Consider the following 16,440-nt stretch of genomic DNA (forward strand, 5'->3'; position numbering starts at 1 on the left):
GTCATATAACTTTAGACTAAGGTTGTTAATTAATCGTTAAACAGGATTCTGTTATGGCAACTGTCGCATCCGTTTCCCTTCCCGCTTTCGTTAAGGTTCCGCAGTATGACCGTAAGGCGCTGGCATCACGCATTGTGCATTTGGGTTTTGGGGCATTTCACCGCGCGCACCAGGCGTTGTTAACTGACCGGGTGCTGAACCAAAGTGGTGGTGACTGGGGCATTGCGGAAATCAGCCTGTTCAGTGGTGACATAATGATGCAGGCATTGCGCGAGCAGGATCACTTATTCACCGTTCTGGAAAAAGGGCCAGACGGAAACCAGCCTATTGTTATCGGTGCAGTGCATGAATGCCTGAACGCAAAACTCGATGGTATTGAAGCTATTATTGAGAAATTTTGCGAACCTCAGGTTGCCATTGCTTCGCTGACAATTACTGAAAAAGGCTATTGCATTGACCCGGCGACAGGAAAACTGGATACCGGGAACAGCCGGATTATTCACGATTTAGCTCACCCCCATGAACCCCATTCTGCTCCGGGATTGTTGGTTGAAGCACTTCACCGCCGCCATGAACGCGGCCTGCCTCCTTTTACTGTAATGTCGTGCGATAACATTCCCGAAAATGGCCATATTGTTAAACATGCCGTGCTCGGTATGGCAAAGCAGCGTGATAGCGCGCTGGCAAGCTGGATTGAACAGCATGTCACCTTTCCTTCAACCATGGTTGACCGTATTGTGCCCGCAGCCACTGAAGAAAGCCTGCAAGAAATTGAAGCGTTGCTGGGTGTGGCAGACCCTTGTGCGATAAGCTGTGAGCCCTTTATCCAATGGGTGGTTGAAGATAATTTTGTGGCTGGCCGCCCACAATGGGAAAGCGCCGGTGTGCAAATGGTAAGTAATGTTCTGCCTTGGGAAGAGATGAAACTGCGCATGCTCAATGGTAGCCACTCTTTTCTGGCCTGGCTGGGCTATGTTGCCGGATACCACTATGTGAACGTATGTATGGAAGATACGGCGTTCCGCGCAGCTGCATTAAAACTGATGCTGGAAGAACAAGCCCCCACATTGCGTATTACTGGTGTTGATTTAGCCGACTATGCCAGCCAGTTAATTACTCGGTTCAGCAACCCGGCACTGGCGCATCGCACCTGGCAAATTGCGATGGATGGCAGCCAGAAGTTACCCCAACGTATGCTGGACAGTATTCGCTGGCATCTTAACCAGGGCTCGCCATGGCCTTGCCTTGCTCTGGGTGTGGCGGGATGGATGCGTTTTGTCAGTGGTACCGATGATGCAGGGCGTACCATTGAAGTAAAAGACCCCCTGGCCGACGCTATTCAGCAAAAAGTACAACAAAGTACGACAGATAACCGGGTTGCCGCTCTGCTTTCACTGACGACTATCTTTGGTGATGATTTAGCCAATAACGCTGAATTTACCCGTCAGATTGAACATGCCTGGCAGTTACTGGTAAACAAAGGCGCACACGGTGCAGTTGCCACACTTCTGGCGGGCGATTAACCGCACAGATAGATCTTCTCTTCATTCGTTTTTTTCGTCATGATCAGCACGTTTTTCTTTATTCCTGAATGGGGACAGGAAAACGTGTTGCCTGCCTGCAGCACTCATCCCCAGGTACAAACAGAATTTTCGCCGGTCAATTGCATAACTCGTTCATGGTTATGGCTTTTGTTCGTGCAGGGAGGATATGTGACAAAAACCAATCTGATTACCGGCTTCCTTGGAAGCGGTAAAACCACCACCATTCTTCATTTGCTGGCAAACAAACCAGAAAATGAAAAATGGGCGGTGCTGGTAAATGAATTTGGTGAAATTGGTATTGATGGCGCGCTGTTGTCTGACCGGGGTGCACTCTTAAAAGAGATCCCCGGTGGGTGTATGTGTTGTGTGAATGGCCTGCCAATGCAGGTAGGGCTGAATACATTATTGCGCCAGTACAAACCAGACAGATTGCTGATTGAGCCAACCGGATTAGGTCATCCCCGCCAAATTCTGTCTATGCTGACAGCCCCGGTATATGAGCCCTGGATTACCCTACAAGCCAGTTTTTGCCTGCTGGACCCACGCCAACTGACTGATGAAAAAGTACGCCAGAACGAGAACTTTCGCGACCAACTGGCTGCCGCGGATATTATTGTCGCCAATAAGCAAGACCGGGCTGATGCCACAGCACAAGCCGCACTGGATGCATGGTGGGCAGAGCAAGGTAATGGCCGTTTACTGGCACATTGCTCACAGGGCGCGATAGACCCGGCTCTGCTCGATACCCCCCGAACCCGCACTACTCTGCCCCCGGCCAGCGCCGCTCACCACCACCATGCCACAGCACCGGCAGGGCTGGCTGCGCTCTCTTTGCCCGCTCACCAACGTTGGCGCAGGATGCTCAATCAGGGGCAAGGGTACACTGCCTGTGGGTGGATTTTTGATGCCGATACAGTCTTCGATACTACCGGGATCCTTGATTGGGCCCGCCTTGCCCCAGTGGAACGGGTAAAAGGGATTTTTCGTATTCAGGAAGGCCTGGTGCGCATTAACCGCCAGGGCATGGATTTGGATATTGAAACCCAGCCTGTAGCCCCACCAGACAGCAGAGTGGAGCTGATTACGGCACAGGAAACTGACTGGAATGCCTTGCAAACAACTCTGTTGAGCTTACGTTTAGCTGCACTGGCGTAATCTGGGAAGTTATTGTTAAAAGAAATTGCACCTGAATATTTATGAAACGTACTCATTTATTCCCCATTTTGGTGATGAACCTGCTAGGTTTTGCGCTGTTTTTCTCCTGGTATCTGCCACCTTCACATGGGTTTTGGTTCCCAATTGATAGCGGCCTGTACCACTTTTTCAACCGTCTAATTGTGGAAAGCCATAGTTTTCTGTGGTTTGTTGCCATTACCAACAACCGCGCATTTGATGCCTGCTCACTGTTTTGCATGGGGCTGGTCATGCTGCACTACTGGCGGGCCGAATCTGCATATGGCCGCCGCCGTATTGTGATTATTGGCCTTGTCATGCTGTTGACAGCTGTTGTACTTAACCAGTTAGGGCAAAATATACTCCATTTACAACGCCGTAGCCCTTCGCTGTTCTTTACGGATACTGTTCGGGTTAGTGAACTACTGCCTTTCCCGACCAAAGATGCCTCAAAGGATAGTTTTCCTGGCGACCACGGTATGATGCTGCTTATTTTCTGTGGCTTTATGCTGCGTTATTTCAGCGTACGAGCGTTCGCTATTTCCCTGCTTATCTTCGTGGTGTTCTCACTGCCGCGCATGATGATTGGCGCACACTGGTTCACTGATGTATTTGTTGGTTCATTAACTGTGGTGCTGGTTGGCTTACCCTGGTGCTTATTAACCCCGCTGAGCGATAAACTGGTTAACTGGTTTAATTTGCGCCTGCCTGGAAAAAATAAACAACCAACTAACAATTGAGTGAAAAACACCCAAAAAGTTGCACTGTTAGGTATATTGCTATTTCTAATAGTGCGACTTAATTCAAACTACCCTCGCAGTATATTTATTCCCCAGCCTTTTTCTGCTTTTGATTCATGGCATTGCCATTTCTTTTGCCTTACCTGTTCATTATTCAACCACTTTGGTTTGGCGTGATAAAACATCACAATTTCTTATAAGATTCTTTGCAAAATGACTCGCTATGTTTTTTTTGATCGGGTAATCTCGGGAATATTCTGTACAACGTGTAAGGCAAACGCTTAACACGAATAAAACTGTGCGTTTTGCCACATTTTTATCCAGAAAACATTGTTGTTGTTCGGTTTGCTAATTAGTCTCGTAACGTTTGGCATTTTTCTGGCGACTCTGTCGTTAAGGACATCAAGGGATAATAAACAATATGGTCAAGTCTCAACCGATCTTGAGATATATCTCGCGGGTGTTACCCGCCGTTGCTGTGGCCGTTCTGCTTTCAGCATGTAGCGCAACGAATAGCGCGAAAAATATGCGTACTGAGACGCATGCAGTTGGCGAAAAAGACAGTTATTTACTGCAAGCTTCTCAGGACGAATTTGAAAAGATGGTGCAAAACCTCGACATCAAATCCCGTCTGATGGATCAATACGCAGACTGGAAAGGGGTTCGTTACCGTCTTGGTGGTGATACCAAACGTGGTATTGATTGCTCTGCATTTGTTCAGCGTACTTTCCGGGAACAATTCGGACTTGAACTGCCCCGTTCTACTTACGAACAAGAAACCATGGGTAAGCATGTTGCGAAAACCGCTCTGCGAACCGGTGATTTAGTGCTGTTCAGGGCGGGTTCAACCGGGCGGCATGTCGGTATCTATATTGGTAATAATCAGTTTGTTCACGCCTCCACCTCCAGTGGTGTCATGATTTCCAACCTGGATGAACCCTACTGGAAAAGACGGTACAACGATGCGAGACGTGTACTGAGCCGCAGCTAAACATTTTTAATCCCTTGATAATGCGAAGCTGAAACTGTTAAAAACGCCGCCTGAAGCGGCGTTTTTTCATTTAGTTACTCCCTATTCTTTCCATACTGTTTTATTCTTAGAACAATAGAAATAACTGCACCGGTTGTTAACAATGGAGTTTTGTGACTGTGGTGTCTCCCTCCAATAAAGTCCATTTTTTCCCTCAACAAGGAAAAAACCTCGCCACCAGCTTACTTCTGGGAATAGTGGTAGCCATATGTACCAGTGCATTGGTGGTGGCAATAACGCATTTTCAGCGCATAAACCGGCTCGAGGCATTTGCTAATAATTTCAGCCAGTATATGTACAGCTATACCGTTGATTTACAAAACTCTTCATATAAATTATTGCCACTGGCACAACAACCTTGCGAGCGGGTAATCCCAGAATTAACCAGTTCTGCTGCATTTAAACTCCATGTGCGCGCAGCTTTATTAGTCAAGAACGGTAGCGCTGAGTGTTCTTCTGCCACCGGGCAGATGTCATATGCACTGGCAAAGCTGGTGCCAGATATTGATATCAGCAAACGCCGTGACCTGGCAGTTTTACCAGAAACGCCGTTAATGCCTGGCAAACCCGCACTGGCATTTTGGCTGGCAGACCCACATCACCCTGGCGATGGCATTATTACAACCATTAACCTGAATATTCCCCCTTATTTATTGTTTAGTGCGCAAGAAGAAGGTGTCTCTGGGATTGCGCTTGCTGTGCGCCATGTTGCCATTGGTATTTATACCGGGAAAGTCACCCCGCTTGCGCAATTAGGTAAACCCAGCCTGGAGCGGACTCTGCAAGATTTCCCGATAAAGCTGCTTATTTTCGCTCCGCGCTGGCAACCGCAGTTAATTCAGTTCGCTCTGTTGATTGGGCTGGCCACCGGCATTATCAGTGCACTGCTGTGCGCCTACTATTTAACAGTGCGTATGAGTTCTGGCCGCGAGATCCTGGCCGGTATTAAGCGCCATCAGTTTTCTGTTGTGTACCAGCCTGTAATGGATACACAGCACCAGGACATTAAAGGGGTGGAAGCCCTGATGCGCTGGCATCACCCGGCTGCTGGCCCTATTCCCCCAGATGTGTTTATCCAATATGCTGAGGCTCAGGGGCTTATTGTCCCGCTGACACGGCATTTATTCAGCCTGATAGTCAAAGATCTTCCGGAATTACAAAAATGCCTGCCGGCAGGTTCGAAACTGGGAATAAACCTTGCGCCATCACATCTCAAATCTGCGTCTTTTCAGCGTGATATTACCCAGTTTGTTAGCCAGCTTCCCGGTAACTATTTCAGGTTGTTGTTAGAAATGACTGAGCGCGCCATGTTGGAAGGCGACGAGGTTTTGGAAAGTTTTAACTGGCTACAACAACAAGGCTTTGAAATTGCTGTTGATGATTTTGGCACCGGCCATTCTGCGCTTATCTACCTGCAACGTTTCCCCTTTGATTACCTGAAAATCGACAAAGGTTTTATTAGTGCTATTGGGCAAGAAACGGTGACATCGCCAGTGCTGGATGCTGTACTCAATCTGGCCCAACGCCTGAAAATGGAAACAGTTGCTGAAGGTGTTGAAACCGCAGACCAGGCGGCATGGCTTGCTAAACGCGGCGTCACCTATATGCAGGGCTATTATTTGGGCCGCCCAATGTCTGCGCACCAGTTGAATGAATGGTACTGTAAACTACCCACAAACTCTGCTGAGTGATACAGTCAGCGCTGCCTACCCGCAAATGCCGAAGCAGGGTTGTGGTTGCTGTTTTTATTGCGTGTCTTACCGCCCCGTTACTACGTGACGGCTGTCTGATAAGGATCTCACTGACGATGTTGCTGCGTTGTCTGGCCGCTTGTTTACTGGTTATTTCCAACCTGAGCTATGCCGCCCCTAAAATTGAAGAGAGTTATTCTTTTGCCGTATTGGGGGAACCCAAATACGCAGTGGATTTCACGCATTTTGATTATGTAAACCCCGCAGCCCCCAAAGGGGGAAGCATGACTCTCGCAACCATTGGTACGTATGATAACTTTAACCGTTATGCCTTGCGCGGTAACCCAGGTATCCGTACGGAATCACTGTACGATAGCCTGTTTACCACCTCTGATGATGAGCCCGGTAGTTATTACCCACTGATTGCTGAAAAAGCGCGTTACCCGGATAACTTTGCCTGGGCGGAAATTTCCATTAACCCGGAAGCCCGCTTTCAGGATGGCTCCCCAGTGCGCGCCAGTGATGTCGCCTTCACCTTCCACAAGTTTATGACCGAAGGGGTTCCCCAATTCCGGCTTTATTATAAAGGGGTAAAGGTCAAGGCCATTTCGCCACTGACAGTGCGCATTGAACTGGCCTCTCCGTCGAAAGATATGCTGTTAGGGCTACTGACACTGCCCGTTATGCCGGAGTCATTCTGGAAAGATCACAAACTGAGCGACCCGCTCTCTACTCCACCGCTTTCTGGCGGGCCTTATAAAATCACCGCGTGGAAAATGGGCCAGTACATCGTTTATTCGCGGGTGAAAAACTATTGGGCCGCTAATTTGCCAGTTAACCGTGGGCGGTTTAACTTTGACACACTGCGTTATGATTATTACCTGGATGACAATGTCGCCTTTGAAGCCTTCAAAGCAGGTGCCTACGATTTTCGCAGTGAAAGCAGCCCGAAGAACTGGGCGACACGCTATACCGGCACAAACTTCGATAAACACTACATTCGCAAAGAGTCCTGGCCCAACCAGGGCGCAGTGGATACGCAATGGCTGGCATTTAATATACAAAGGCCAATGTTTACTGACCGCCGGGTACGCGAAGCTATCGGCCTCGCTTTTGATTTCAACTGGTTTAACAAGGCGTTGTTCTACGGCGCTTACCGCAGGCCAGACAGCTATTTTGAAAATACCGAGTATGCAGCCCGGAATTACCCGGATGCCAACGAGTTAACCTTACTGGCACCGATGAAAGCACAACTACCGCCAGATTTATTCACTCATATTTGGCACCCGGCGCAATCCAAAGGTGATGGCTTCGACCGCGCTAATTTGCTTAAGGCAATGAATCTACTTAAAGAGGCGGGCTGGGAGATTCGCAACCAGCAACTGGTGAATACCAAAACCGGTAAACCATTTCAGTTTGAGTTATTGCTGGGTAATGGCGGTAATGACCAGTGGGTTTTGCCATTCCAGCATAATCTCCGCCGCCTGGGCATAACGATGTCCATCCGTCAGGTTGATAACTCACAACTCACTAACCGCCTGCGCAAGCGGGATTTTGATATGTTGCCTTCACGTTACCAGGCAATGCCATGGCCTTCTTCTGACTTGCAAATTTTGTGGGCATCGCAATATATCGACTCAACCTGGAACCGCCCTGGTGTGGCAAACCCGGTAGTAGATAAACTGACGGCAGATATTGTTGCTCACCAGGGAGATAAAGCCGCACTGATAACGCTTGGCCGTGCACTGGACCGTGTGCTGACATGGAATTATTACATGATTCCCATGTGGTATATGCCTACACGCCAGCTAGCCTGGTGGGATAAATTCTCTCATCCTGAAATCCAGCCGGTTTATTCTGTTGGGCTGGATTCATGGTGGTATGACGTCAATAAAGCTGCCGCATTGCCGGCTCAACGGCGCTAAGGAGGAGGCTCTGTGGGTGCGTACCTGATTCGCCGGTTACTGCTGGTTATTCCTACGTTGTGGGCCATTATCACTCTGAATTTTTTTATTGTTCAAATTGCGCCTGGAGGGCCGGTAGACCAGGCCATAGCCGCTATTCAGTTTGGCAACAGCGGTGCTGTGCCAGGGCTGAGTAACAATTCGATGGAAAGTACCCACCGGGCAACCGGGGTCAGTAATGCCGCTGAAGGGCAATACCGTGGTGCTCGCGGGCTGGACCCGGAAATTATTGCGGAAATTACTCACCGCTATGGTTTCGATAAACCCTTGCATGTGCGTTACTTCAACATGCTCAAAGACTACCTGAGCTTCAATTTCGGTAACAGCCTGTTCCGTAGTGCATCCGTTATCAGCCTGATTAAAGACAGCCTGCCGGTTTCGGTTTCTTTAGGGCTGTGGAGCACGCTGATTATTTACCTGGTTTCCATTCCACTTGGCATCCGTAAAGCGGTACATAACGGTAGTGCATTTGATGTGTGGAGCAGTGCGCTGATTATTGTTGGTTATGCGGTTCCGGCATTTTTGTTCGCTATCATGCTGATTGTGGTGTTTGCTGGCGGGAGCTACCTGGACTGGTTCCCCTTGCGCGGGCTGGTTTCCGCACACTTCGATACCCTTCCCTGGTATAAAAAAATTGCTGATTACCTGTGGCATATCACTCTGCCGGTACTGGCGACGGTGATTAGCGGGTTTGCAGCACTCACCATGCTCACCAAGAATGCATTTCTCGATGAGATCCGTAAGCAATATGTCGTCACCGCCCGCGCCAAAGGGCTGGGTGAAAAACAAATCCTTTCACGTCATGTGTTCCGTAATGCCATGCTACTGGTGATAGCTGGCTTCCCAGCCACCTTTATCAGTATGTTCTTTACCGGCTCGTTGCTGATAGAGGTGATGTTCTCACTTAATGGCCTTGGGCTACTGGGTTACGAAGCGACTATTTCGCGGGATTACCCGGTGATGTTCGGCACATTGTATATTTTTACCTTGCTTGGGTTGCTGCTCAATATTCTCAGTGACATTACCTATACCCTGGTAGACCCACGTATTGATTTTGAGGGGCGTAAATAATGGCACTTAGCCCTTTAAACCAGGCGCGCTGGCGCCGTTTTAAACATAACCGCCGTGGTTACTGGTCTTTCTGGGTTTTTATCGTGCTGTTTGCCATCAGCCTGTGTGCTGAGCTTATTGCCAACGATAAACCGCTGGCTGTGCATTACGATAATCACTGGTATTTCCCGGTAGTGAAAAACTACAGTGAGCAGGATTTCGGGGGAGTGTTCCCGACCGCTGCCGATTACCAGGATCCCTGGCTGGCATCTCGCCTGGCGAAACAAGGCTGGGTGTTGTGGGCGCCAATTCGTTTTGGTAACCAGTCGATCAACTTCGCTACGACTCAACCTTTCCCTTCCCCACCTTCTACACAAAACTGGCTGGGCACTGATGCAACAGGCGGTGATGTGCTGGCAAGGGTTATCTACGGTACGCGTATTTCACTGGTCTTCGGCATTATGCTGACCTTGTTTTCCAGTGTTATTGGCGTGGTGGTTGGTGCCGTTCAGGGTTATTACGGTGGGCGTATAGATTTATGGGGCCAGCGGCTGATTGAAGTGTGGTCGGGCATGCCAACCCTGTTTCTGATTATTCTGCTCTCCAGTGTGGTGCAGCCGAATTTCTGGTGGTTACTGGGTATTACCGTCTTATTTGGCTGGATGGCGCTGGTGGGTGTGGTACGTGCGGAGTTTTTGCGTACCCGTAATTTTGATTATATTCGCGCAGCCCAGGCTTTGGGAGTGAGTGATGGCACCATTATGTGGCGCCATATGCTGCCAAATGCCATGGTTGCAACACTTACCTTTGTGCCATTTATTCTCTGCGGCTCTATCACCACACTCACGTCTCTGGATTTTCTGGGTTTTGGCCTGCCGGTTGGTTCGCCTTCGTTAGGGGAGCTGTTACTACAGGGTAAAAACAACCTTCAGGCTCCCTGGCTTGGGATCACCGCATTTGTCGTGCTGGCGCTGTTGCTGTCTCTTCTGGTGTTTACGGGCGAGGCAGTCCGTGACGCGTTCGACCCTAATAAGGCAGGTTGATATGTCCACGCCTTTACTTGATATACAGAATCTCTCCATCGCTTTTCACCGTGATGATGAAGCACAGCGCGTCGTTGAAGGGTTATCGCTGCAACTGGAAGCCGGGCAAACGCTGGCGCTGGTTGGTGAATCAGGTTCTGGGAAAAGTGTTACGGCATTATCGGTGTTGCGCCTGCTGCCATCTCCACCAGTCAGTTACCCCGAAGGCGATATTTTGTTTGCCGGGCAATCTTTACTGCGAGCACCAGAATCGACACTGAGAGGTATTCGCGGCAATAAAATTGCCATGATTTTTCAGGAACCGATGGTGTCGCTTAACCCTCTGCATACCGTGGAAAAGCAATTATATGAAGTGTTATCGCTGCACCGGGGAATGCGCAAAGAAGCGGCACGTGGCGAGATTTTAGATTGCCTGGACCGTGTAGGTATTCGCCAAAGCAAAAAACGGTTGAATGATTACCCACATCAGCTTTCCGGTGGTGAGCGCCAGCGAGTAATGATTGCCATGGCGTTACTCACTCGCCCTGAATTGTTAATTGCTGATGAGCCAACTACGGCACTGGATGTCACGGTACAAGCTCAAATTTTACAACTGCTGCATACTCTGCGCCAGGAACTCAATATGGGGATGTTGTTCATCACCCATGATCTGAGCATTGTGCGCCAGCTCGCTGACCATGTTGCGGTAATGCGCCACGGCCGTTGTGTTGAGCAAAATGCAGCCAGGCCTTTGTTTCAGGCGCCTCTTCACCCTTATACCCAGGAATTATTAAATGCCGGCCCACAAGGCGAACCGGTTCCACTCGATGAAACTGCCGCCCCTCTGCTGAAGGTAAACAATCTGGACGTTTCATTTCCTGTCCGCAAGGGTATTCTGCGCCGGACGGTGGGTTACCATCCGGGTATCTCAGGGCTTTCTTTTGCTTTGCGGCCTGGCGAAAGCCTGGGGCTGGTTGGGGAATCAGGGTCTGGGAAAAGTACCTCAGGGCTGGCTATTTTACGCCTGATTCATTCTCAGGGAGACATAGTGTTTGGCGGCCAGTCATTAGGTGGACTTAGCCGTAAGCAACTGTTACCCATTCGCCGGCGTATTCAGGTTGTGTTTCAGGACCCTAATTCGTCACTGAACCCACGCTTGACTGTGCTGGATATTATTGCCGAAGGGTTAAAAGTTCACCATCCCCACCTGGATACGGCGACTCGTGAAGCGCGGGTTATCACCGCCATGGAAGAAGTAGGGCTCGACCCAGCAACCCGGCACCGCTACCCCGCTGAATTCTCCGGTGGTCAACGCCAGCGTATCGCCATTGCCAGGGCTCTTATTTTGCAACCATCGTTGATTGTACTGGATGAACCCACTTCGTCTCTTGACCGCTCTGTTCAGTCGCAAATTCTGTCTTTGCTAAAAGACCTGCAGGCACGCCATAAACTGGCGTATATCTTTATCAGCCATGATTTACAGGTGGTGCGTTCGCTGTGCCACCAGGTGGTGGTGTTACGGGCGGGAGAAGTGGTTGAGCAAGGTGAGTGTCAGCAAGTGTTTACCAACCCACAACAGGACTACACACGCCAGTTAATGGCGGTGCGCAGCCCTGATTAATCAGCGGGGTAGTTCACAAAAGGGTTCCGCAATTGCCACGCCAAAGTTTTTCAGGCGGCAGGTTGCGGCAAACTCATCCTGTTGATTGACAAACAGGCAGGGCTCGCCTTCACATTCCAGAACACAGCACTCCAGTTCAATGTCATTCAATGCCTGGATTAATTTGTACATTATCGGCCAGGCTTTCTCCCCATCATGGCTGAGCAGTTTGAGGCCAACAAGGTTATCCTCTCCCGCCGGGCCATTTTGCGGAATCGGTTCAACTTTTGAGCCAGCGAAACCAGCAGACCACTGATAGCCCTGCGGTAAACGACTGACGATAGAATGTTGTAACGTATTCACTGTTTGTCCCCGGAAGTCAGAATAAAAATCACATGATTTTTACTTAAAGGTTAATACATTGTTGCCAGATTGCTTCTTATAAGAATAAAAAAGACGTCTGAAAATCACTTGTTATTGTTACCACTTAATTATTCAGTGGTTATTCTTAGCGGCAGATCACATTTTCGGGCTATATGTAACCCTTTCCGCCTGCCATTACAACCATTTTTACTACAATACCGTGACTTTTTACACAATCAATTTTTACATAATGGAAACAATTTTAAGCGATATGGGTAGCCAGGACGTTGACATGGATTAAGAAACAAGGAGATGAAATGGATGTTTCGTGCTAAATCACCACTCGCAGGCCAGAGCCTGCGTGCGTGAAAAAATAAGTTCAGGAGAAGTGCTGGCGTTTGCGCCGTGCGAAAAGATAGAAGAATAGAGATGCGGTGGCACAGGCACTGATTGCTGCCACCATAGGCCAGGCTGTATTCATCGTCGCCAGTGATAACAGCGCACCAACTAACGCACCAATACCAAAACGGAAAGTACCAGCAAGGGAAGACGCTGTTCCGGCCATATGAGGGAAAGCATCGAGAATGGCAGCCATGGCATTCGATGACACCATCGCAACACAACCAATATAAACCGCCACACCCAGAACCAGTGCCCAAAACCCCAAGCCAAACAGGCTGCTGACCACCAGCCAGAGCGCCATGACAAACTGAACACATAACCCAAAACGGAATAGTGCCGTTACGCCAAACCGGCGGACACAACGGCTGTTGATTGCCGTCATCATAAACAGGAACACCACATTCAGCGCAAAGTAATAACCAAAATGCTCCGGGCGAACATGATTGAGTTCAATGTAAACAAACGGGCCGGTGCTCAAAAAAGCAAATAACCCGGCAAAACTGAACCCACTGGCAAGCATGTAACACAACACCTGGCGGTGGCGGAACAGGGCTGCAAAGTTGGTCAGCGTAGTAGCAAGGCGAAAACGCTGGCGGCGCTCTGGTGGCAGGGTTTCTGAAATCAGTAAGAAGATCATGACACTGGCAAGCAAAGCGAGCCCCGCCAGTATCCAGAAAATTGTGTGCCAGCCAAACCACACGAGTACCAGCCCGCCAGCAATAGGTGCGACCAGTGGCGCAATGCTCGTGACCAGCATGACAAAAGACATCATGCGAGAAAATTCTTCCCGCGGGTAAATATCACGCATCAGCGCATTAATCACCACACTGGCAGCAGCAGCTGAAAGCCCATGTAGAAAGCGCATGAAGATCAGTTGCTCAATGGTTTGTGATAATGCACAGGCGATGGCGGCACAGGCAAAAACCAGCGTTCCGCCAAGAATAACTGGCTTACGCCCGAGGCTGTCGGCCATAGGGCCATACAGCAACTGCCCCACAGCAAACCCCAAAATATAGGTACTGAGTGTCATTTGCGTACTGCCAGCAGAAACGCCAAACTGGCTGGTTATCACTGGCAATGCGGGCAAATACATATCAATGGAGAGTGGCATTAACATCGCCAACAAACCAAGAATAAAAACAATACTTAATGAGGATCGTTGCGGGGGTGACACGTAATTCTTTCCTTTATCAGGTTACTGGCAGGCCAATACTGGCCACTTCATCTGCGGTTAATGGGCGGTACTCACCTTCGCCCAGGTTGTTATCCAGCTCAATGCTGCCAATCCGTTCGCGATGCAAGGCTTCTACATGGTTCCCAACGGCGGCAAACATGCGTTTTACCTGGTGATAACGCCCTTCACTTATGGTGAGGCGCACATCTGTTGGCCCTAAAATTTCCAGGACAGCCGGTTTGGTAAGGTCTTTTTCATTGTGCAACTGAATGCCATCAGCAAACACACTAACCAGCGCCTCATCAACAGGTGATTCCAGGGTAACACGGTAAGTTTTGGAGCAATGGTGGCGTGGTGATGTAATGCGGTGTGACCACTGCCCGTCATCGGTGAGTAACACAAGGCCAGTGGTGTCTATGTCAAGCCGCCCGGCAGCATGTAACTTGTGCGCCGCTGGCTCATCGATGAAATACAGGATAGTAGGATGATCCGGATCATCCGTAGAACAGACATAGCCCTGGGGCTTATTCAGCATAAAGTAACGTGGGCCATGTTGCTGTGCCAGTGGAGTGCCATCGTAGGCCACCTGATGCTCTGGCTTCAGTTTAAACGCACTGTCTTTCACAACCTCGCCATCCACCGTGACATTACTACCACGAATTTCACGGCATGCAATCGCCCGGCTAATGCCAAGCTGGTGGGAAAGAAATTTATCAAGTCTCATGGGAATTTCACTGCCTGTCATACCGGGCCCTGGTTACAGTAAGATTGTAGTTACTGTCGCGGATGCCGGTTTCGATAAGAGAACCAGTGCGCAAGTATAACGACACGCGGTCTGGTCACAAGGCAAAAATAGGTTTGTATGAAAATCGTGGCATAATTTACACGTTTTCACTTACAGGCAGGTTATTACCCCCAGAACGTTATGTCTTTTACACTGCGCCCATACCAACAAGAAGCTGTTGATGCCACTGTGCAATATTTCCGTCGCCATACCTCCCCGGCAGTGATTGTGTTACCTACAGGCGCAGGAAAAAGCCTGGTGATTGCGGCATTAGCGCGCCTGGCGAAAGGGCGGGTTTTGGTCCTGGCGCATGTGAAGGAACTGGTGGAGCAAAACCACGCAAAATACGAGGCTCTCGGTTTGAGTGCGGATATTTTTTCCGCCGGGCTGTTGCGCAAGCAGAGCCAGGGCAAAGTGGTTTTTGGCAGTATCCAGTCGGTTGCCCGGCACCCGGAAGCTTTCAATGATGCTTTTTCGCTGGTCATTATTGATGAATGCCACCGAATAAGCGACGCACAAGATAGCCAGTATCAGCAACTGCTGGCGCACCTGCGCAGCCACAACGCTTCATTGCGGCTACTCGGGCTTACAGCCACGCCATTTCGCCTGGGTAAAGGCTGGATTTACCAGTACCATTACCACGGTATGGTGCGCGGCGATGAGCAGGCATTTTTCCGCGACTGCATTTATGAATTGCCACTACGTTACATGATTAAACACGGTTATCTGACGCCCCCAGAACGCATGGACATGCCTGTTGTTAGCTATGATTTCAGTCAGTTGCAGGCACAGAGCAACGGTTTATTTAGTGAGGCGGATATAAATGCTGAGCTGAAAAAGCAAAAACGTGTCACCCCGCAAATTATCCGCCAGATTATCGATTTTGCCGCCAACCGCTGCGCATCCATGATTTTCGCGGCCACCGTTGAACATGCAAAAGAAATCACTGCACTGTTGCCCAAAGGTGAAGCTGCTTTAGTTACCGGTGATACCCCGGCTCGTGAACGCGACCAGTTAATTCAGGATTTCAAACAGCAAAAGCTGCGCTTCCTGGTGAATGTTTCCGTACTGACAACCGGGTTTGATGCCCCGCATGTTGATCTCATCGCTATTTTGCGGCCAACAGAATCAGTCAGTCTTTACCAACAAATTGTTGGCCGAGGTTTGCGCCTGTTCCCTGGGAAAACGTCATGCCTGATTCTGGATTATGCCGGTAATCCCCATGACCTCTATACACCCGAGGTCGGCCAGGTGAAAAAGGCCAGTGATAATGTCCCGGTGCAGGTTTTTTGCCCGTCCTGTGGTTTTGCCAACACTTTCTGGGGAAAAACCACCCAGGATGGCACACTGATTGAGCATTTCGGCAGGTGCTGCCAGGGTTTTCTGGAAGATGATGAAGGTAACAGGGAACAGTGCGACTTTCGTTTTCGCTTTAAAAACTGCCCCAATTGTCACGCTGAAAATGATATTGCGGCCCGCCGCTGCCATGCCTGCGATACCGTGTTGGTAGACCCAGACGATATGTTAAAAGCAGCGCTACGTTTAAAAGACGCACTGGTATTACGCTGTTCCGGCATGGTGTTAACCAGTGGCTCAGATGCCAAAGGGCTATGGCTGAAAATAACCTATTACGATGAAGACGGTGGCGATGTAAGTGAGCGCTTCCGTCTGCACACCCCCGCCCAGCGAACCGCTTTCGAGCACCTGTTCTTGCGCCCGCACCAACGTGCGCCAGGCGTAGCATTTTCATGGTCAACCCCTGAGTCCATCATTGAGCAACAAGGTTTACTGCGCCACCCAGATTTTGTGGTCGCCAGGAAACAAGGGCAGTTCTGGCAAGTTCGCGAAAAGGTTTTTGATTATGCGGGCCGTTTCCGCCGTGCGAATGAATTGCGTGGTTGAT

13 protein-coding genes are annotated in these 16,440 nt (G+C 49.6%); 10 read left to right on the forward strand and 3 right to left on the reverse strand.

What is annotated here, in order from left to right:
• Positions 1-53 precede the first annotated feature (53 nt).
• The 9 genes from LC084_RS21120 to yejF all read left to right on the forward strand — a co-directional run bounded on the left by LC084_RS21120 (position 54) and on the right by yejF (position 11,835).
• Positions 54-1,523, forward strand: a complete 1,470-nt coding sequence (locus LC084_RS21120) for a mannitol dehydrogenase family protein (RefSeq protein WP_226573798.1) — start codon at positions 54-56, stop codon at positions 1,521-1,523.
• 189 nt (positions 1,524-1,712) lie between these two features.
• Positions 1,713-2,699, forward strand: a complete 987-nt coding sequence (locus tag LC084_RS21125) for a CobW family GTP-binding protein (protein WP_226573800.1) — start codon at positions 1,713-1,715, stop codon at positions 2,697-2,699.
• A 41-nt stretch (positions 2,700-2,740) separates the two neighbouring features.
• Positions 2,741-3,457 (forward strand): phosphatase PAP2 family protein, encoded by a 717-nt coding sequence (locus tag LC084_RS21130; RefSeq protein ID WP_226573802.1) that lies wholly within the window; start codon positions 2,741-2,743, stop codon positions 3,455-3,457.
• Between the two features lie 421 nt (positions 3,458-3,878).
• Positions 3,879-4,448, forward strand: a complete 570-nt coding sequence (gene mepS / locus LC084_RS21135) for a bifunctional murein DD-endopeptidase/murein LD-carboxypeptidase (RefSeq protein WP_226573804.1) — start codon at positions 3,879-3,881, stop codon at positions 4,446-4,448.
• 152 nt (positions 4,449-4,600) lie between these two features.
• A complete protein-coding gene (locus LC084_RS21140; RefSeq protein WP_449826310.1) occupies positions 4,601-6,178 on the forward strand; it encodes a cyclic di-GMP phosphodiesterase in 1,578 nt (525 codons plus the stop codon).
• A gap of 116 nt (positions 6,179-6,294) precedes the next feature.
• The gene (locus LC084_RS21145) at positions 6,295-8,103 is read left to right on the forward strand and encodes an extracellular solute-binding protein (protein WP_226573806.1); all 1,809 of its coding nucleotides are present in this window, start codon (positions 6,295-6,297) and stop codon (positions 8,101-8,103) included.
• Between the two features lie 12 nt (positions 8,104-8,115).
• Positions 8,116-9,213 (forward strand): microcin C ABC transporter permease YejB, encoded by a 1,098-nt coding sequence (locus tag LC084_RS21150; RefSeq protein WP_226573808.1) that lies wholly within the window; start codon positions 8,116-8,118, stop codon positions 9,211-9,213.
• Positions 9,213-10,235, forward strand: a complete 1,023-nt coding sequence (locus tag LC084_RS21155; protein ID WP_264193597.1) for a microcin C ABC transporter permease — start codon at positions 9,213-9,215, stop codon at positions 10,233-10,235. Before LC084_RS21150 ends, LC084_RS21155 begins: the two co-directional genes overlap by 1 nt.
• 1 nt (position 10,236) lies before the next feature.
• Positions 10,237-11,835: a microcin C ABC transporter ATP-binding protein YejF gene (gene yejF / locus LC084_RS21160; RefSeq protein WP_226573809.1), complete on the forward strand. Its 1,599-nt coding sequence runs from the start codon at positions 10,237-10,239 to the stop codon at positions 11,833-11,835.
• On the opposite strand, the gene LC084_RS21165 is transcribed toward yejF, so the two are convergent.
• The 3 genes from LC084_RS21165 to rsuA form a co-directional block, all read right to left on the reverse strand.
• Positions 11,836-12,177: a YejG family protein gene (locus LC084_RS21165; RefSeq protein WP_226573811.1), complete on the reverse strand. Its 342-nt coding sequence runs from the start codon at positions 12,175-12,177 to the stop codon at positions 11,836-11,838.
• Between the two features lie 379 nt (positions 12,178-12,556).
• Complete coding sequence (locus tag LC084_RS21170; protein ID WP_226573813.1) at positions 12,557-13,753, reverse strand: Bcr/CflA family multidrug efflux MFS transporter; 1,197 nt, start codon at positions 13,751-13,753, stop codon at positions 12,557-12,559.
• A gap of 16 nt (positions 13,754-13,769) precedes the next feature.
• Complete coding sequence (gene rsuA, locus LC084_RS21175; RefSeq protein ID WP_226573815.1) at positions 13,770-14,477, reverse strand: 16S rRNA pseudouridine(516) synthase RsuA; 708 nt, start codon at positions 14,475-14,477, stop codon at positions 13,770-13,772.
• A 201-nt stretch (positions 14,478-14,678) separates the two neighbouring features.
• Between rsuA and LC084_RS21180 the strand changes: the two genes are divergently transcribed.
• On the forward strand, positions 14,679-16,439 hold the full coding sequence (locus LC084_RS21180) for a DEAD/DEAH box helicase (RefSeq protein WP_226573818.1): 1,761 nt from the start codon (positions 14,679-14,681) through the stop codon (positions 16,437-16,439).
• Position 16,440 lies beyond the last annotated feature (1 nt).

Origin of the sequence: Mangrovibacter yixingensis (assembly GCF_020523985.1) — a bacterium.
In the GTDB taxonomy this organism is placed as follows: Bacteria; Pseudomonadota; Gammaproteobacteria; order Enterobacterales; family Enterobacteriaceae; genus Mangrovibacter; species Mangrovibacter yixingensis.